Source organism: Acidobacteriota bacterium (genome assembly GCA_029861955.1).
Classification (GTDB): domain Bacteria; phylum Acidobacteriota; class Polarisedimenticolia; order Polarisedimenticolales; family Polarisedimenticolaceae; genus JAOTYK01.
Window position 1 is genome coordinate 143,304 of the sequence record JAOTYK010000001.1, and the last position, 19,797, is coordinate 163,100.

11 protein-coding genes are annotated in these 19,797 nt (G+C 61.9%); 7 read left to right on the top strand and 4 right to left on the bottom strand.

Annotated elements, in window-relative coordinates:
- Nucleotides 1–18 precede the first annotated feature (18 nt).
- From OES25_00630 to OES25_00640, 3 genes are read left to right on the top strand one after another with little or no spacing between them, the layout of a single operon-like run.
- Nucleotides 19–1,428 (top strand): tetratricopeptide repeat protein, encoded by a 1,410-nt coding sequence (locus tag OES25_00630; protein MDH3626143.1) that lies wholly within the window; start codon nucleotides 19–21, stop codon nucleotides 1,426–1,428.
- Nucleotides 1,425–3,113, top strand: a complete 1,689-nt coding sequence (locus tag OES25_00635; GenBank protein MDH3626144.1) for a CRTAC1 family protein — start codon at nucleotides 1,425–1,427, stop codon at nucleotides 3,111–3,113. Before OES25_00630 ends, OES25_00635 begins: the two co-directional genes overlap by 4 nt.
- Nucleotides 3,114–3,151: 38 nt before the next feature.
- The gene (locus OES25_00640; protein ID MDH3626145.1) at nucleotides 3,152–4,219 is read left to right on the top strand and encodes a mechanosensitive ion channel family protein; all 1,068 of its coding nucleotides are present in this window, start codon (nucleotides 3,152–3,154) and stop codon (nucleotides 4,217–4,219) included.
- On the opposite strand, the gene serA is transcribed toward OES25_00640, so the two are convergent.
- Nucleotides 4,216–5,826 (bottom strand): phosphoglycerate dehydrogenase, encoded by a 1,611-nt coding sequence (serA, locus tag OES25_00645; protein ID MDH3626146.1) that lies wholly within the window; start codon nucleotides 5,824–5,826, stop codon nucleotides 4,216–4,218. The genes OES25_00640 and serA overlap by 4 nt on opposite strands.
- 283 nt (nucleotides 5,827–6,109) lie before the next feature.
- Between serA and OES25_00650 the strand changes: the two genes are divergently transcribed.
- From OES25_00650 to OES25_00665, 4 genes are all read left to right on the top strand, one after another.
- Nucleotides 6,110–6,445 carry a hypothetical protein gene (locus OES25_00650; GenBank protein ID MDH3626147.1) on the top strand — a complete coding sequence of 112 codons (336 nt, stop codon included), beginning with the start codon at nucleotides 6,110–6,112 and terminating at the stop codon, nucleotides 6,443–6,445.
- Between the two features lie 62 nt (nucleotides 6,446–6,507).
- Complete coding sequence (locus OES25_00655) at nucleotides 6,508–11,325, top strand: sigma 54-interacting transcriptional regulator (protein ID MDH3626148.1); 4,818 nt, start codon at nucleotides 6,508–6,510, stop codon at nucleotides 11,323–11,325.
- 84 nt (nucleotides 11,326–11,409) lie between these two features.
- Nucleotides 11,410–11,844 (top strand): hypothetical protein, encoded by a 435-nt coding sequence (locus OES25_00660; GenBank protein ID MDH3626149.1) that lies wholly within the window; start codon nucleotides 11,410–11,412, stop codon nucleotides 11,842–11,844.
- Nucleotides 11,845–11,949: 105 nt separating this feature from the next.
- Complete coding sequence (locus OES25_00665; GenBank protein ID MDH3626150.1) at nucleotides 11,950–12,306, top strand: hypothetical protein; 357 nt, start codon at nucleotides 11,950–11,952, stop codon at nucleotides 12,304–12,306.
- Here OES25_00665 and OES25_00670 read toward each other — a convergent pair.
- The 3 genes from OES25_00670 to OES25_00680 all read right to left on the bottom strand — a co-directional run bounded on the left by OES25_00670 (nucleotide 12,303) and on the right by OES25_00680 (nucleotide 19,723).
- Complete coding sequence (locus OES25_00670) at nucleotides 12,303–14,579, bottom strand: aconitate hydratase (GenBank protein ID MDH3626151.1); 2,277 nt, start codon at nucleotides 14,577–14,579, stop codon at nucleotides 12,303–12,305. The genes OES25_00665 and OES25_00670 overlap by 4 nt on opposite strands.
- A 178-nt stretch (nucleotides 14,580–14,757) precedes the next feature.
- Nucleotides 14,758–15,096 carry a hypothetical protein gene (locus OES25_00675; GenBank protein ID MDH3626152.1) on the bottom strand — a complete coding sequence of 113 codons (339 nt, stop codon included), beginning with the start codon at nucleotides 15,094–15,096 and terminating at the stop codon, nucleotides 14,758–14,760.
- Between the two features lie 112 nt (nucleotides 15,097–15,208).
- On the bottom strand, nucleotides 15,209–19,723 hold the full coding sequence (locus OES25_00680; GenBank protein MDH3626153.1) for a sigma 54-interacting transcriptional regulator: 4,515 nt from the start codon (nucleotides 19,721–19,723) through the stop codon (nucleotides 15,209–15,211).
- Nucleotides 19,724–19,797 lie beyond the last annotated feature (74 nt).

Here is a 19,797-nt window from a genome sequence, read left to right on the forward strand (position 1 = left end):
AGCTGACGTGAGGTCTCGATGAGTGTGAGCGGATGCATTCGACGGCGGGTCGTTTTCGGGGTCCTTGGACTCCTGTTCTCCGCACTGGTTTTCGGCACCGGTTTTGAGCCGCCTTCGCCCGCAGACATCGAGGGGCTCGCACCCGAGTTGCGGGAGCGAATCGAGACCCTCGCCGCAAGCATTCGGAGTCAACCGGACGACGTCGATGCGCTCTCGGGCCTGGCGCAGACCTGTGAGGCCGCCGGCCTGATGGATTGGGCAGAGCAAGCCTATCGAGAGTCATTGCGACTCGATCCGGAGGCTGCTCGACTTCACCACTTCCTCGCCCGACTTCTTGAGCGTGGCGGGAAACTGGACGAGGCCGGAGAGGCCTACAGCGCGGTCCGTCGACTGGCACCGGACTACGCGCCCGCCTACGTCCTCCACGCCGATCTCCTTGTCCAACAGGGCCGTTTCGATGAGGGCGAAGTTCTTTATCGTGAGGCGCGGAAACGTGACTCCGAGGATGGCATCGCTCGGCATGGCATCGCTCGGTTGGCGCTTCGCCGAAAGGACTCGGCCACCGTCATCGCTCTCCTCGAGCCACTCCTGGGAACTAATCGGGCCGACCGTGGCCTCGTCCAGACGCTCGCGCGGGCGTACCAGATGGACGGGCGAGCGGAGGAGGCGCGTCAGGCGATGGCCAACATCGCTGCGATCCCCGTCCGAAGGGTGATCGATCCGTGGAACGATTCACGCCCACAGTTTCTGGCAGGCTTCGGCGTCGACCTTCTCAAGTCGGAACGGCTGGCCAACGAAGGCCATTTCGGTGAGGCAATCGCAATCCTCGAGGATCTGCACCGGAGTCACCCCGATAACCTGACCGTCATCAACAACCTCGCCGTCGTCTGTCGTCGGGACGGTCGCACCGAACGATCCCTCGAGTTGATGCTGCAGGGCGTCGAGCGGTTCCCCGACTATTTTCCGTTACACATGAATCTGGCGACGTACTACGAGTCCCGACAAGAGAACGGTCCGGCTGCCCGGCACCTTCGTCGTGTCATCGAGCTCCATCCGGAGCTCGCGATCGCGCATGAACGGCTCGGTGCCATCTTGATGCGCGCCCAGAACTTCCAGGCGGCGTACGACAGCTATGATCGGGCGGCGACCCTCGGAGATCGATCTCATGCAAGCCTGTTCGCCGGCCAGTTGGCCTTGCGGTTGGGGGATACCGTCGAAGCGATCAAGCATCTCGAGGAGTCGACCCGCCGAGACCGTGAGGAGATCCTCGGTTGGCTCTCATTGAGTCAGGCTCTGACGAAAGCCGGCCGGTTCGACGACGCCGAGACGGCGCTGGCAAGTGCAAGATCGTTGGATGCCAGCCATCCTCTTGTCGGACAGTTCGGTCGCGACATCGAGTACTGGCGTTCGAGCGATGCGACGCCTTGACGAGATTGCAACCGGTCTCCTCTGGGTGGACCCTCCTCGTCTGTCTTGTCTTCGTTCTGGGATGTGGGGGCGACGCGACGGACGATTCGCCGAGCCCCTCCTCGGATCCCAGGATCTGGTTTCACGAGACGGCGTCGGAGTCCGGACTCGGGTTTCGACACGCAAGCGGCTTTGACGGCCGGCCACTCTTTCCCGAGATCATGAGTGGGGGAGTCGCACTCGTCGACGTAGACAACGATGGCGATCTCGACCTCTACGTCATTCAGGGCGGCGACCTTCGAGCGGGTCCGAGCCCTGACGTCGCGAATGTCCTCTATGAGAACGACGGCTCGGGGCGCTTCACTTCCCGTCCGTCGGCTGGCGTCGAGGACCCCGGGTACGGCATGGGGGTCGCGGCAGGCGACTATGACAACGACGGCGATGTCGATCTGTATGTCACCAACCTCAGGCGCAATCGACTCTTTCGAAACGACGGGAACTGGAGTTTCATCGACGTCACCGACGAGTCCGGCGTAGGCGGAGAGAGCTGGAGCACGAGTGCCAGCTTCGTGGACTACGATCGGGACGGTCATCTCGACCTCTACGTGGCCAACTACATTCGTTGGTCACAACGCAGCGAGGAGGAGTGCTACAACCCGGCAGGGCAGATCGACTACTGTCACCCGACCCATTACCGAACACCGGCCGCCGACCAGCTCTATCGCAATCGCGGCGACGGCACGTTTCTGGATGTTAGCCAGGCGGTGGGTCTCGGCGTCGTCTACGGGAGTGGCATGGGCGTGCTCCCTGACGACTTCGATGGAGACGGTCTGACGGATATATTGGTCGCCAACGATTCGATGGCGAACCAACTCTGGATCGGACAGGCGGACGGGACGTTCCTGGATGAGGCCCTCATCCGTGGTTGCGCGCTCGACGAACATGGGACCGCCCGGGCGGGCATGGGAATCGCGGTGACCGATCTTGACGAGGACCTGGACCCGGACTTTCTGGTGGTCAACATGGAGGCCCAACCGGACTCGTTGTTTCGCAACGAGGGGTTGTTCCTCATGGACGCGACGGGTGAGGCCGGATTGTCGGCCGATAGCCGTCGCTTCACTCGATTCGGCGTCGGCTTTGAAGACTTCGACAACGACGGCCTTCCCGACCTGTTCCAGTCCACCGGCAAGGTCATCTCATCGACGATCCGTGATGGGGACCCCTACGCGGAACCCAACGCACTCTGGCGCGGATTGCCCGGCGGGCGGTTCGAGCTGGTCGATCCGATCGGAGGCACCCCCGAACCCGTCGTGGCGACCGGCAGGGCGGCCGCGTTCGGGGATGTAGACGGCGACGGCGGAGTCGACGTCGTCGTCGTTAATCGTGACGGCCCGATCCATCTGTTCAAGAACGTCCGGGGTTCTCGAGGTAACTGGGTATCGTTCGAAGTTCGTGACGCGGGTCGATACGCCCTGGGTGCCACGATTACCCTGTCCCTGGGCGATCGTCGGATCTATCGCACCGTAAGACGCGACGGCAGCTACTGTTCCTCCAACGACCCGCGGGTCCATCTGGGACTGGGAAGTCACGATCACGTCGAGGACGTGACGATCCGCTGGCTGGACGGTCAGGCGGAATCGTTCGACGTCGGCGGCGTCAATCGGGTCGTCCGTCTCGATCGTGGGAACGGAACTCCAAATCGATAGCGACACTCCAGTATGATGGGCCCCTGGAGGGAGCCGTCGTGCAGGAAACCATCGATCTACTGAGGCCTTGGCTGGAACGTCCCTGGGTGCAGGCGTCGCTGACCCTTCTGGGGGCGGTGCTTCTGGCCTGGCTCATCGATCTATTCATCTGCGGCGTGATCCAGCGGATCACTCGCAAGACCCGTACGGATCTTGACGATCGCATCGTCGGCCTGCTTCATCGTCCGATTTTCATCTCGGTGATCTTCTGGGGCATCTGGATCGCCAGCAGTCTTCTTCACGACTACGCTCAGCTGGACGTCATTGTCCGGAGGGGGCTGCAGACCGCCGTCGTGGTGATCTGGATCTCTGCGGCGCTGAAGATCGTCGGCCATGTCTTCTCTCCCAGCGCAGCCGACAGCACACGGTCCCGCTGGCTCGAGCCACGCACGATCCCGTTGTTCCACAACGTCGCGAGACTCTTCCTGATGGCGGGGGCGATCTTGTTCCTGTTGAAGATCTGGCAGCTCAACCTCGGTCCGTGGCTTGCGTCCGCGGGCATCGCCGGGATCGCCATCGGTTTTGCCGCCAAGGACACCCTGGGTAACCTGTTCGGCGGCCTGTCCGTCATCGTGGATGCGCCGTACAAGATCGGCGATTTTATCAATCTCGACGGAGGCGAGCGGGGAATGGTGACCTCGATCGGCTTGCGAAGTACGCGCATCCTGACCCGAGACGATATCGAGGTGACGATCCCGAACGCCACGATCGCCAATTCGAAGATCGTCAACGAGACCGGAGGACGTTGGCCCAAGCTCCGCATCCGCACGAACGTCGGCGTCGCGTACGGTAGCGATATCGATCGTGTTCGGAGCCTTCTCGAAGAGACGGCCCGTACCGTCCCACTCGTTCTGAAGGATCCGGAACCCGGCGTACGCTTCGAGCAGATGGGGGACTCGGCCCTGATCTTCCGCGTGCAGTGCTGGATCGCGGAACCCGTTCAACGCGGACGGACCATCGACGAGTTAAACACCGCGATCTACAAGGCCCTGGGAACCGCCGGGATCGAAATCCCGTTCCCGCAGCGAGTCGTCCACCTGAACAAGGTTGGAAACGAGTCGGGCTAGACGGTTACCGGCATCGCCGTACGAATCTCCTCGACGGCCTGGATCTCCTCGAGCGCGGCGGTCGGTATCGGCGAGTCCACCTGCAGGATTGCGACCGCGCCCCTTCGGTCGCCACCCCGTCCAAGTTGGATGCCACCGATGTTCACGTCGTTGCGGCCGAGGATCATCGCGATCTGTCCGAATACACCCGGGCGATCCTGATTCCGAACGTAGAGCAGATGGCCTTCCGGATTGGCCTCGATCGGGACACCGTCGATCTCGACGAGCCGTGGAGCCGCGTCGGGTGAGGTCAGCGTTCCTGCCAGCGCAATGGAGCCCCGATCGGTATGGAGCGTGAGCCGGAGCAGTCCGGCACGGGTCGTCGGTTCGCTGCTGCGACTCTCCTCGATCGTGATCCCGCGTTCGGCGGCCAGCGGCAGTGCATTGACCAACGAGACCGGCGTAGTGAGGATCGGTGTCAGAAGACCCCGCACCGCCGACACCACGAGGGGCTTGAGAGTCAGCTCGGCGAGTTCCCCGAACGTCTGCAATTCGATGCGCTGGATACCGCCGTCGGCGACCTGGGCCAGGAAGCGAGCGGATCGTTCCGCCAGCTCCATCGCCGGCGCGGTCTTCTTGGATGTCTCACGATCCATCGACGGGAGGTTCACCGCATCGAGGATGACGCCCTCGACGAGGTAGTCGCGCACCTTCTCGGCAATCTCGACTCCGACTCGGACCTGCGCCTCGCGAGTTGATGCACCCAGGTGCGGGGTCGCGACCACGCGCGGGTGTTCCACCAATCGGAAGTCCGTCGGCGGTTCCGTCTCGTAGACGTCAACGGCGGCGCCCCCGATATGTCCGGAGTCCAATGCGTCGAGGAGTGCGGATTCGTCTATCAGACCGCCACGAGCACAGTTGATCAGAAGCGCACCCTTCTTCATCGTTGCGATCGACTTCGCGTTGATCAGGTGATGGGTATCTTTGTTCTTCGGAACGTGTAGCGATACGACGTCGGCACGGGCCAACACATCTTCCAGGGAGAGGACCTCGATGCCGAGGGTCTCCCCGTGTTCGGCAGAGACGTACGGGTCGTAACCGATGACCTCCATTCGGAGCCCCTTCGCGATACGAGCCACCTCTCGACCGATCCGACCCAGGCCGACGAGGCCCAGGGTCTTTCCGGCGACCTCCTGGCCCATGTACTTCTTTCGCTCCCACTTCCCGGCACGCAGATCGGCGTTCGACGGCACGACGTTGCGGGCCATCGCCAACAGGTGAGCGACCGTCAGCTCGGCAGCGGCCACCGAGTTCCCGCCGGGGGTATTCATCACGACGATGCCTGCGCGTGTCGCGGCCTCGAGGTCGATGTTGTCGACACCGCTACCGGCACGGCCGATCACCTTCAGCCGATCCGCCGCCTCGATGGCGGTGGCGTCGGGTCGGGTGGCAGAGCGCACGATCAGGCCGTCCTGGCCTTTCAACGCCTCCCTGAACTCCTCCGGACTCATCCCGGTACGAACGGTGACCTCGAAGCCAGGGGACTGCTCCAGGGCTTCGACGCCCAGAGGAGAGATCGCGTCGGCCACGAGAACACGAAATACGGGTCGGTCAGGCTGGTTCGCCATCGCTCAAATCCTCATTGCTGGTTCGTTTTCGTCGACTGAAAGTCGTGGGAATAGCCAGTGTAGCAGCCGTTTCCCGACGTTGCCGACGCCTGTCTGGCTATTCCGTCCGGGTATTCCGGGGTTGCCGAGGGATTCCGGATCGAGGCCGAAATTACCTCTGCCGGATTACTAAAATAACTATTCCTATAAGAAATTATCTATCTACATTTACTACATGAAACATAGCGAAGACACTTCCTTCGGATACACGCAAATACGGGGTAGGGCAATGAATGACCATCGAATGAGACTCGGACGGTACGGCCTCCTGGCCCTTTTGCTGGCATTGGCGCCCCTGTTGGGCGTTGGAACCGTGGCTGGAGACGACGGTAAAGGCCTGGAAGTGGGCACTTGTGACGTCGAATCCAATGAGGTTGTGGTCCAGGTCATCAACGAATCGTCCGTGACCCGGATGGCCTCGGTTGAGGTCGTGGCCCTGGTTCAGGGCAAATACGTCGAGAGCCGGGTTGTGGCTCTGAAAGTGTCTCCGTACTCGGATTCGGATGCGATGGTCAGCTTTTCCGGTGTGGTGGATACGGTGATCCTCGCAGGAGCGATCGAGGACATGAATCCCTGGTAGGGGCTCAACCGATCAGAGCGGAATTCGTCTCATATTGAGACATTGATTGTATATTTCGTCGGATGGCTTCATCCCACGAACCACCCAAGAAGGCAGGACGGCGCCTGATCGCCCAAGGCGCCAGTGGTCGTGTCTGGTTTCTACCTCCGAATGTGTCGCAGCCTCACCCACGAGCGATCAAGGAACTGATAGACGAATCTCCCGAGGAGGTTGAACGACTTCGGGCCGAATTCGCCACCCTCGCTGGCCTTCGCCATCCAGGACTGATCCAAGTTCACCGATTCCACCCCGCCCGCGGCAATCAGCCTTCTAGCTACGAAATGGAATTCGTCGAAGGGGAGAACTTTGTCGACGCGTTCCGGGAACGGCCGCATGAGGAATTCGACGGGCTCGCAGCAGAGTGCTTGAGGGCCCTGTCATTCCTTCATGACTTCGGTTTCATCCATCGCGATATCAAGCCTGCCAACTTGATGATTCGGAAGAACCCGGTTGTGGGGCACCGAGTGGTCTATCTCGATTTCGGACTGGCGCTCGAACGCACCGACCCGTCTGATCAGGTCGGGGCCGGAACGGTTCCGTATATGGCTCCCGAGCTGTTCGAAGGCAAAGCCCCTTCAAGGGAAAGCGACATTTACTCATTGGGCGTGGTGTTCTATCAGGCCCTTCACGGACGGTTGCCGTTTGCCTGGATAGATGGAAACCTGACACGCTATTTGGAAGAATCACGAGCTGGACTTCAGGGTTGTCCCTCAGACTCGAGCCCACTTGCGGCGCGGATGCACGGGCTGATTGAGTCCATGCTGCATCCCGACGTGACGCGACGGCAATCGCGTTGTGACCAGTTGATCGCGCGTCTCGGGGAAGCGACCAACCGCTTGATTCCCAACGAGACACCAGCCACACGTCGTGCGCGGATCGAATCGGGGTCACCGATCGCTGTCGACTCAGCGATCGAGTGTCTTGGCGAGTTAATAAATGCTGAGACAGGGCCAAACGTAGTTCTGCTGGCAGGCGACGTGGCTAGCGGAAAGAGCCGACTTCTCGACTGGGCGCGGGCGGAAGCGGTTAGTCGCGGGCTGCATGTTGTAGACATCCGTGACGAAGACGACTTGATCCTCGGCGACAGCTCCGATCATCGCCTGGCGATTATCGACACCTTGGAGACAGCTCCGAAGGCCGTACAGGACTGGTTCTGCGAGCGCGCTCGCCTCGGTGGAGATGACTCACTTGCCATTGCGGCAGCAGTTCGGGAGCAAGAGGCGATACACCCTGGATTGCAAACGATCCTCCGTGATGACCGGGGTTCCTCGAGAATTCGCTGTCATCGACTTGGTCCGTTCGATCGAGGCGGGTGTGTTGCCCTCGCACGTCGAGCCGAACCTGACGTGTTGGTCAGTGAGGAACGAGCGGCGTGGCTGTTGGAGCAGTCAGGGGGGCAGCCAGCAATCCTTGGGCTGCTGGTCAGTGAACAACGTTGGGAGAATCATCAGCCCGGTGAGGCGCTTCCCGAACTCACTGCGACCTTCGTAGCGCGGATCGATGAGTTGGCAATCGACGCGCGAGCGGCAGTCGAACGGCTCGCCGTTGTACCAGGTTCCGTTCGACTCGGAGAGTGGGCTGCGCTAACCGGCATGGAGGACGTGTTACTACGGCAAGTCACCAACGAACTGACCAGGTCGGGTCTCGTGAGTCTGGACGGAGACCGCGTGCGGGTTGCGTCGAGATGGGTGCAGACCGCGATACTCTCGGCTATCGACCCAGCGCAAATCCGACCGATGCATCGGGAAACCGCAGAGTGGATCGAGCAGTCCGGGCGAGGGGATCTAGGTGGCCTGAGTCTGGCAACTGTCTGGAGAAAAGCAGGCCGGCCCGATCGTGCGCGGGAGATAGCGATCGCAGTCGCGGACAACGCGCGTCACAGCAATGATCGTCGTCTGGCAGTCCAGGCTACCGAGGAGCTTCTGAGAAACACAGACCCAAGATCCGTGGAGTGGGGTGCGGCACGACTGGAACTCGGAGCCGTTCGGTTCGCAGACGAAGACTATCTTCCTGCTCTTCGGAGCTATACAGCGGGCCTGAGGGGTTGTGACGACATCCGAGAGAGATTGAGCATCGAACTGCGCCGTGCTGAGATTCTAGCGCGGCTGCAGAAGAGCGATCACGCCGCCAGACTTGCAGAGAAAGCGATCCGTGTCGGCACGGCTTTCGATTGGGAACTTGAGACGGCTCACGGCCAGATCGTAAGTGGGATGGCGATGGTCAGCGGAGGAGACCTGAGGCCGGCAGAACCGCTTCTCGAGAGCGCCTACGCCGCTTGTTCACGGGTTGGCGACGATGAAGGGGCAACCATATCGGCCCATTTGCTGGCGACCTGTCTCAAGATCAACGGTCCACTCTCTGACGCTATCCGCTGGTGCGAGGTTGGGCTCGAACTTGCCGAGAATTGTTCAGATCATCGTCAGGTCGTCAATTCGTTGATCACACTCGCGGATTTCAACAATCACGCGACGGGTAAGTTGAAACGGAGAGCCTATCTGGCGAAGGCGAGGGATCTCGCTGAAGGGCAGCGACTCATGTCGAGATTCGCCTGGGTCCTTGACCGCGAGTGCGTTGACATGACCCTTGACGAAGACTACGAGAACGCTCTTCTGTCTGTTCAAGAGCTGTTGCGAATTCAGGCGAGACTTGGAATGGTCCTCGATCAAGCCGAGGGGCGCGCGCTCGAGATTCTTAACTTGCTGGGTCGACACACGGAGGTTATCCCTCGTTCGGAACGCGAACTCAAGGAGGCACAGCGGACGGGAGACCGCCTTGGAGAATCCGCCCAGCTAGACCATTGGTTGAACGCCGCCGTCCCATTAGAGCGATCGGTGACGGAGCGCATTCGTCGAGCCGCCCGCCCAACCGAGTACGATGCAGACTTCAGCCCTCGCAACCAACGTCATCTAGAGTCGTCTCAACTTAAACTCTCGATCTATACGTCCTGTCCCGACTTAGACGACGTATATGAACGTTTCTGCAACGGCGTTGACGAGGGCGCCAAACTTGGTTTCGTCCGTACCGAATTCGCAAGGATTTGCCTTCTACGATGCGAGTACTTCAAGCACAAACAATCCCTCAACGAAGCCCTCGAGCAAGCAGACACCGCCCTACAGGAAGCCAACAACGAAGAGCTGCACGGCATCGCCGCCAGCGCCCAGGTCCTGCGCTGCGAGATTCTCACCGAGCTCGACCGCGATGCCGAAGCGGAAGAAGCCCGCGTGGCCGGCAAGAAATCGTTACAGATCGTCGCCGACCGCATCAAGGATGACGACCTGCGCGCCGATTTTCTTGGACAGCCTGCCTACCGCGTTTTGCACGAAGAGCGGACCCAGGAAGCCGGCGAAGAGCGACTGCTCGCCGTCTACGAGATGATCCGCCAACTCAACTCCGAGCAAGAGCCGGAGTGGATGCTGGAGTCGACGCTGGATATGGCGCTCTCGGTCGTCAATGCCGATCGCGGCATGATTCTGCTGCGGGACGAGGCGACGGGGGAGTACAGAGTTCGTCTGGCGAGGAATCTCGAGAAGGAGACGATCGAGGATGCCGCTCGTTTCTCTCGCAACGTCGTGTTGCAGACGGCGACGGGTAAGGCGGTGCTGGCCATGGATACCGGTAGTGACGAGCGGCTGCGCGATCTGCGCAGTGTCAGTCTCTACGGGATCCGTTCGGTTCTCTGTGTGCCGCTGCGGACGCGAGGAACGATCATCGGCGCGGTCTATCTCGACAGTCAGGTGGCTGGGGTCGTGTTTGTGCCCGAGGATCTTCAGTTCCTCGAGGCGTTTGCGGATCATGCGGCTCTCGCGCTGCAGAATGCCCATAGCCGTCGACGGTTGGAGCGGGAAAACCAGCGTTTGCGGAGTGCGATCGGGGAGCGGGATGGGTTCTGCGATCTCGTCGGACGATCGGCCCCGATGCAACGAACCTACAGTTGGATCGAGCGGGTGGCGGAGACGTCGTTGCCGGTGTTGGTGCAGGGGGAGAGTGGGACCGGCAAGGAACTGGTGGCTCACGCGATCCACCAGACGAGTCTGCGGAGTCGACGGGCGTTCGTGTCCGAGAACTGCGCCTCGATCGCAGAGTCGCTCCTGGAAAGCGAGCTGTTCGGCCATGTGAAGGGTGCGTTCACCGGAGCGGATCGAGATCGTGACGGGTTGTTCGCGCAAGCGGACGGTGGGACGTTATTCCTCGACGAGATCGGTGACATGCCGTTGTCGATGCAGGCGCGTCTCCTCCGTGTCCTGCAGGAGGGCGAGGTCCGGCCGGTCGGCGGCAACCAGACGTTGTCTGTCGATGTTCGTGTGATCGCGGCGACCCATCGAAACTTGACGACGGAGGTTGCCGAAGGACGTTTCCGCGAAGACCTCCTCTACAGGTTGCTGGTGCTACCCATCGACCTCGCACCGCTGCGCGATCGGCTGGGGGATGTCCCGTTGCTGGTGGATCATTTCCTGACGCGGGCGGCCCGGGAACGTCAGGAGAATCCGCTGCGAATCGAGACCGCGGCGATGGACTACCTCGAGCGTTGTCAGTGGCCAGGCAATGTTCGGGAACTCCAGAGTGTGATCCAACGACTGGTTCTGGTCGCGTCGCCGGGACCGATCACGCAGCAGCACGTCGCGCAAGATCCGTTCCTCGCCGGGCACGAAAAGGACGACGCGAAGCGCGTTTCCGGGCCGCAGGAATCGCCGGGTCCGCTCTCGCTTCACGACAACGAACGGCAGCAGATCGACGCGGCCCTGGCCGCTTGTGACGGAAACAAGACCCTGGCGGCCCGTCGCCTGGGGATCTCACGCGCCACAATCTTCAGAAAAATCAAGAAATTCGGGCTTGAGGGCTGATCGATCGTCCCCCTTGGTTCCTGGGACCGGTCGCGTTATAATTTTGGCCGTCTAGCATCGGAGTTGAGAATGGTCTGCTGTCGAATGGCCCGGATAGCTCTCGTCTGCGTCGTGGTCGCGTCGTGTCTGTCGGCCTACGTGAGCACGTCGGCTGCCAGCGAAGGTCTGCGATTCCAAAGCGTGCAGATCGTCGGCAGCCACCTTGTGACGGTCGTCGCCAACGACTCCGGTCAGGGCGCCGTGGCTCATGTCAGCGGCAGTATGAGAGTGTCTGGATTGATCGTTCCGTTCTCGCAATGGACGTACGTGGCGGCTCATCAGACAGCGACCGTCGATTTTCAGTTTGCCGGTTCCGATCTGACGCTGCTGGTGGTTGCTATCGACGGCTACGCGGTCGGTACCCCGGGCCCCGGCGATGGGGGCGGTGACGCTTGCGTCACTTCAGCCGGATGTGAAAGCATCCTCGCTCAGTCCGATCCGGCTCTGCCTGGCACCGAAGGACCGGACCCAATTCACTGAATCTCCGGCTTTCGCCTACTTTCTATAATTCTATAATTTAAATCTTGCTTGACGACTCTCTACCGTCGAAGTATTCAACTGCACGTAGGGGAAGGGAGAGTTGTGATGCGCACGCATTGGGTTCGATGCGGTGCCCTGATCGTTCTGTTGCTGGCATGCGTGCTGGGTCCCGGTTCGTCGGCAACCCAGGCGATGGTCTCTTCGGCGGATGACGGTCTCCAGGTATCGGTCACCCACAGTATGGGAGGGTCCGTTGTCGTCATGGTGTCCAACACCACTGACTTCAGACGTGATGCCGTCCTGTTTATCGAGATCCACACGATCTCCGGCTCCAAGTCGCGTCGCTACGTCCCGATCTCGGTCCCCGCACGTTCGACGATCCAGGTTCACTGGGACCTGGGGATGCCCTACTCCGAGGTCATTGTCGGTATCGTCGAAGGACCGGACCCGATCCCGCGCTAGCCTCTCTGTTGCTTCAGCCGGTTCAGGGCTGACCCCGCGCGAAACCACTCGATCTGCTCAGGGTTCAATGTGTGCGCGACCTCGACCTCATCCTGGCTGTCGTCCGCATGATGGAGCGTCAACGTGAGGTTTTTCCCCGGTGCCAGCGCTTCGAGTCCCGTCACGCTGATTCGATCAGACTCCTGAACCCGATCGTAATCCGCGACATTCACGAACGTCAGCGGTAGCACTCCCTGCTTCTTCAGATTGGTCTCGTGAATGCGGGCGAACGATCGAACGATGACCGCGGCCGCACCGAGTAATCGGGGGGACATGGCCGCATGTTCTCGACTGGATCCCTCACCGTAGTTCTCGTCGCCCACGACGATCCAGCGAGTCCCGTTGCTCTTGTAGTTCCGGGCCACCGCCGACACCTTGTCGACGTTCCCGTCGTTCTGGTTTCGGGTCGTCCCCGGGTCGCCGGTGAAGGCGTTGATCGCCCCGCTCAACATGTTGTCCGAGATGTTGTCCAGATGCCCCCGAAAGCGGAGCCACGGCCCGGCGGGAGAGATGTGATCGGTCGTACATTTTCCGCGGGCCTTGAAGAGCAGCGGGAGCCGAGCGAAGTCCTTACCGTCCCACGGGGCGAACGGCGCCAGCAATTGGAGACGCTGGCTGTCGGGGGCGATGTCGATCGAGGCGTCCCGGCCGTCAGTCGGCGGCGCGACGTAGCCATCGTCGTCGGCCACGAAGCCCGATTCCGGTAGGTCCGGCGCCTGAGCCGGTGGACTGAATTGCCAGGATCCACCGTCGCCGTCGGGGAGCGAATCGTCCTGTGGATCGAAGGACAACTTCCCGGAGATGGCGTAGGCGGCGACGATCTCCGGACTTCCGATGAACGCCAGCGTATCCGGACTCCCGTCGTTTCGTCGCGGGAAGTTGCGGTTGAACGACGTCACGATCGAGTTCTGGACACCCGGCTTGATCTCGTCACGCTGCCACTGCCCGATACACGGTCCACAGGCGTTGGCGAGCACCGTGGCGCCGAAATCCTGGAGGGTCTCCATCTGACCGTCCCGCTCGATGGTGGCGCGGATCTGTTCCGAGCCGGGAGAAACCATGAAGGGGACGCGGGCCTTCTTCAGGCCGTGGGCCTTCGCCTGTTCGACGACATCCACAACCCGCCCAATATCTTCGTACGAAGAGTTCGTGCAGGACCCGATCAGGGCGACGGAGACATCGTCAGGATAGCCATGCTCCTGGACCTGATTCGCCATGTCGGACACCGGTCGGGAGAGATCCGGCGTGTGCGGTCCGACCAGGTGAGGCTCGAGTGTCGAGAGATCGATCTCGACAACGCGATCATAGAATTTTTCCGGGGCGGCGAGTACCTCGTCGTCGGCGCGGAGGAAGCCGATGTTCTCATCGGCCAACTCGGCTAACGCTTCACGGTTCGTTCCCTTCAAGTAACGACGCATGTTGTCGTCGTAGGGGAAGATCGACGTGGTGGCTCCGATCTCTGCCCCCATGTTGGTGATGGTTCCCTTGCCGGTACAAGAGATCGAGTCGGCGCCGGGACCGAAGTACTCGACCACGGCATTGGTGCCGCCCTTGACGGTCAGGATTCCTGCCAGTTTGAGGATCACGTCCTTCGGTGCCGACCAGCCGTCGAGCGTGCCCGTTAGACGAACACCGATCAATGTGGGGTACTTGACCTCCCACGGCAGCCCGGCCATCACGTCGACGGCATCGGCCCCGCCGACTCCAGAGGCAAACATCCCGAGGCCACCGGCATTCGGGGTGTGGGAGTCGGTTCCCAGCATCATGCCGCCGGGAAACGCGTAGTTCTCGAGGACGACCTGGTGGATGATCCCTGCCCCGGCCTTCCAGAAACCAAGTCCGAAGCGCGCCGATGCGCTCTGGAGGAACGTGTAGACCTCGTTGTTCTCGTTGATTGCCACCGCCATGTCCTGGTTGGCACCCTGGTAGGCGCGGATCAGGTGGTCGCAATGGACGGTACTGGGGACCGCAGCCTCCGGGATGTCGGCCTGGGCAAACTGCAGGAGGGCCATCTGGGCGGTGGCATCCTGCATGGCCACCCGATCCGGACGGAGATGGAGATAACTCTTACCCGGTCGAAGATCCGCGTCGTCGACGTTATCAAGATGGCCGAGCATCACCTTTTCCGTCAGCGTGAGGGGCCGCCCGAGACGAGCTCGTACCTTCGACACGGCGTCCGTGATTCGGCGGTAGGTGTCACGAACAAATTCCGGTGTGCTGTTGATACTCGCCATCTATCGCTCCGCTGGGGAATGGGTTCTCTCGATGCCAACGCGTGCGCGTCAATGTATCCGATGAACCGCATTGCCCGCAAAAAAAGAGGCGTTCGTGGGGCGAGCCCGCGAACGCCTTTGAATCCGAGGAATACCGGGGGGAATTGGATGATTCCTCGGACAACTCTTGAGAACGATGTCAGATAGGTGCCCCGTCATCGACGATGATGCCGACCTGGATGATCCGATCCACGGACGACGGGACCATGGCCTGGACGAAGATCTTCTGCCCAGCCACGCCCCGATAGGGCACCTCGATGTGGGAGCGCTTGCCGTCGACCTCGAATTCGACGACCAGGCGGCCCGAGACGACCCCTGAACCGAGGTGACTCACCGACGCAATGAGCAAGCCGTCCTCCAGAACGAGGTCGGTGAGTCTCGGCTTGGCGGCCAGCGTGTCGGTCATGGCCCCGCCGAGGAGCAGGAGGCCGCCGATGCAGGCGGCGGCGCGGAGGCGACGTGGGGCGTCGATTCTCATGATCTCCCTCCCGAGCGGCAGGTTTCATGAGTCAGACGCCGCTCTAGCGAGAAAATATATGCCTACAGGAGATTATGGCAATGCTGAAACTAGAATTACGCATATGTAACTACTAAAGATCGAATTGCTTGATCTTTCGGTAGATCGTCGCCCGGGAGACTCCCAGCAGTCGGGCCGCCCGGACCCGGTTCCCGGATGCCGCCGACAGGGCGCGCTGCAATTCCAGCCGCTCCCCACGGGCCAGCGAGAAGCCGCCGTCGGCGTCCACGGCGTGGCTCTCCTGCTCCACGACCCGTGCGAAACCGGGGTCGGCCTTGAGGTGTTCGAGTCGGATGGGAGAGGTTCCGGCCAGCAATGCCAGCCGTTGGAGTGTGTTTTCCAATTGCCGGACGTTTCCGGGCCACCGGTGGGTGATCAGGAGGCGACGGACCATCTCGTCGATGACAGGGCGAGGTTGACCACGTTCGCCCGCGATGCGATCGAGGAGATGGTCGATCAGCAACGCCACGTCACCCGGGCGATCTCTCAGCGGGGGGATCAGGATCTGAAGCACGTTGAGCCGGTAGAACAGATCCTCGCGAAAGCGTTCCGCGCGAACTTCATCTGCCAGATCTCGATGGGTTGCGGCGATAACCCGCACGTCTACCGTGCCACTCCGGTCGGCACCGACCCGACGGACATCACCATCCTGCAAGACACGTAAGAGACGGGCCTGCATGGCCGGCGACATATCACCGACCTCATCCAGAAACAGCGTGCCACCATCGGCCTGCTCGAATAGACCGGGACGGTCCTTATCCGCGCCGGTAAACGCACCCTTCACGTGACCAAACAGCTCGCTCTCCAACAGCGATTCCGGGATCGCCGCGCAGTTCTCCGTGAGAAAGATCTGTTTGCGCCGATGACCCTGAGCATGGAGTGCGCGCGCGACCAGTTCCTTGCCTGTCCCGCTCTCACCATGCACCAGTACCGCGAGATCGCTCGCCGCGGCCTTCTCGATAAGTTCGTACACGCGTTGCATCGGCTCGCTATCGCCGATGAGCTGCCCGGGTGTCGAGCGCTGTCCGGCGATGGAACGAAGGTGTCGATTCTCGTCGACAAGAGCCGCACGCTCTCTTGCGTTCTCGAGGGCCAGGGCGGCGTGGTCGGCGAAGGCCTCGATGAATCGGACGTCCCCGTGCTCGAAGAGTGCGCCGCCGCGACGACGATCGAGGTAGACCGTGCCGATCAGCGACCCGCGCGATCGAAGCGGTACGCACATCAGTGAGCGGATCCCGTAAAGGCTGACGCTCTTCAGTTGAGCAATCTGAACATCGTCGTCGGTATCGAGTGCCAGGACCGACTCGCCCAGCCCGGCCCGATCGACGAGCGAGCGGCTCAGTTGGCGGGCATCCTCGACCGTCTCGTCTTCGACGTTCTGCGACGCATGGATGTGAAACTCACCGTCGGACTCACGAAGCAGGATGAAACCGCGTTCGGCATGGACGCCACGAACGGCCATCTCGAGGATTGAGTCCAGCAGCGAGACCGGATCGGTCTCCGAGTTGAGCGCTCGAATCATCTTGTAGAGCGCCTGCAATCGTCGGGCATCCGCGCCGGTCTCCGCCGAATTCGCAGTCAGACCCGCAAACTGGGAGCGGCGGACAAAGCTCCGACGATGAGCGTCGTCCTCAATTCGATCGGTCATGGTATCGAGTACCTCCACTCCAATCTGTCGTTGATGATCGGCATCAGCCTCGTTGCCGTCCGTCCGCAGCGCCGCGGCAAGCACGGCGTGTGCCTCGACCAGACGACCAGAAATCTGCTCGTCGCTCAACAATTTCACCGCGCGCGATCCATGTTCGATGGCACCGGCGGCGTCTCCTTGATCGAGTGCACGCCTCGCAATCGATAGCTCGACCCGTGCGACGAGCTCCGGATCCGCAGGGCGAGCGCCGGCAGAGACACGCTGCTCGAACTCCCGCAGCGAACGTTTGAATTCACGACGTGAGCCGACTTGACCGGACCATTCAATCTCCGCCACGGCGATTGCGAGAAGCGGCTCGTGCCGTCTGCGTGATTCAAAACCGTTTCGACAACGTTCGAGGAGTCCACGAATCTCCTGGTCCTCAGCCTCCTGCCCCTCCGTCAGGGCCTGGGCCAGCAGCAGCCGTGCGAAGTCCAACACATCGGGCTCGATCCGACGTCCGGAGCTGGCGAGTCCCGCTCGAAGTCTCTTGGCGGCACGGGCCGGTTGTCCACACGCCGTCAGGGCCTCCGCGAGACGACAGTCCGCGAGGAGGGCCCGATTCGGATCTCCCAGGTGCCGTGCATGGTCATGACTCTGCGCCGCCAATGAGATCGCCCGATCGAGGCGCCCCTCCGCCAACGCGACTCCCGAAAGTTTCGAGAGGCTCGTCTCGACGAGATCGACCGAACGACACGCTTCGGCTCGCTGGCGCACGTTGATCAAAACCTCTGTCGCCCGGGTGAGGTCGCCCTTTCTTTGGTGGGAGACCGCCAATCCCACGAGGCTCTTGAGAGAGTCTTCGTCGTGGCCGAGGGAGTCGAATATCTTGATCGAGGCTTCGAAGTCTTTCTCGGCGGCCTCGTCGCGGAGACGTGATCGACACGCCGCAAGGACCTGCAAGGTCCTCGCGCGCGAAAGATCATCTGACGCTCTGGCGAAGAGCTCGAGCGCCTCGCGCAGCAGGGGAATCGCCTCCGCCTCGCGGCCGAGTCGCCCCAGAACCATTCCGCGGACCAGTCGCGCCGATCCAAGCATCGATCCTTGACTCTCCGCGTGGGGTGACGTCTCGACCAGCCGTGCCAACCGCTCCGCGTGACGAAACCGCCCGGCATAGACAAGCGCCCGTGCCTGACCCAGACGGGCCTCTAGCGCCGATTCGGGTGTCGGTGCCAGGAGCGTCGCTGCGCCCCACGCGCGGGCTGCCGCCAACTGTCGCCCACAAGCCGCGAGCGCCGCCGCCTGGCGCGTCCGTAACGCATAGCGCTTGATTCGATCCCGACCCGTTCGCTCGAGGGCGAAGCGAAGGAACCGCACGGCCTCGTCGGGGTCACCGGTATTCAAGGCATGTTCGGCCGCCTGGCTCGCCGTGGCACAGGCGCCTGCGATGTCGTCGGTGCTATCGAGATGCGGCTCCGCTCGATCGTCGTCGGCTTGTTGCCAGGATTGGTCGATCAGGAGGGTCGCGACGGACGCGGGTCGTCCTGCCGATACTCGTTGGATCCATCGAACCCGTGCACTGGACGTCTCCTCACTTCCGGTGCAGCGTTCAACGAGTCGTCGTACCTGTTCGTCATCCAACGGGGTGAGGCGGATCGCGTCGATCGTCGTAACCGTCGCGGCATCGTTTAGCAACCGCTTCAGGAGCGGACGCTCCACGACCGAAGGGTCGACCGCCGCTACGATCCTCACGGGTGAACCCTCGTCCTCTCGGCAAACGCGGTCGAGAAGTCGGATGCAATCTTCCTCAGCCGTCTCGGCGTCATCCAGGAGGCAGAGTAACGGAAACTCCCGGGCACGCGATCGCAGTCGTTCGACTCGTTCGGTGAGATCCCCCGTACTCCACTGCGGGTCCCATTCGGCGGGCCCTTCGCCGACGATCCACTCCCGACGAATCGCCTCGGTCTTCAAGCACTGCAAGAGGCGAGTCTTACCGAACCCCTCGGGCCCGCGAATCCAGACCAGGCGAGGGCCGTCGCTCCTCTCGAGTTGCCGGACGAGTCTGTCGAACTCATCGTCCCGAGCAGCGACCGGATCCGAAAAGAGCCGAGCAAGCCGCAAACTTCGACGCCCGGAGCGCAACGTCTCACCGATGGCCTCGCACAACCCGGCGAGGGCCTCGCTTGCGTCGCCGGGACGCGACGACGGATGGGTCTCCAGCAAGGACTCGAGCCAACGACCGATCGACGGCTGAAGCGGTCGGTCGATCGGCGGGGGATCCCGAATGCCTTTACGGATACGATCGATGGTCGACGGGAGGCCGTCCTGTGCGACGAGGTATGGCGGCTGCCCGTACACCGCGTCGTGGAGGACAGCGCCCAGCGAGTACAGGTCGCTGGCCCGATCTGCCGGGGAGCCATCGAAGATCTCGGGGGCGATGAACGGTAGAACCCCGACGGGCCCTTCCACGGGGGACGGTGCATCACGTCCCTCGGCCAGGCCGAGGTCGAACAACGCAACCCGTGAATCGAGGCGCGGGAATCGCCGAACGATCAGGTTGGCCGGATTCAGATCCCGATGAAACAGCCCACTCTCGTGCAGGAACGCAAGCGTCGAGAGCGCTTCGGATGCCAACCGACCGAAGTTCTCGATGCCATCGTCATCCAGGGACTGCCGTAGGGAAAGGCCGTCGATGTACTCCATCGTGAAACCGGGACCCCGTTCACCCTCGGCCTCGACGAAGTCGAACAACTCCACGATGCCGGGATGACGCAGACGACGCTGGAGTACGTATTCACGCCGAAGATCGCGATAGGAGTCGCCGTCCGGGAGCGCCTCCTTGAATGCCAGTCTCGAACCGGGGCGATGGCGATCTTCGACAAGCCAGACTCGGGCCGAACCGCCGACACCGAGCGGTCCGAGGCGGCGGTAGCGCGTGCGTACCGACCCTGACTCGATCATCTTGTTACTATACCCCACATGGAAGCCAGCTTTACCGTTCCCAGTCGAGACCCGGCGCGAGGTCAGCGTTGGGT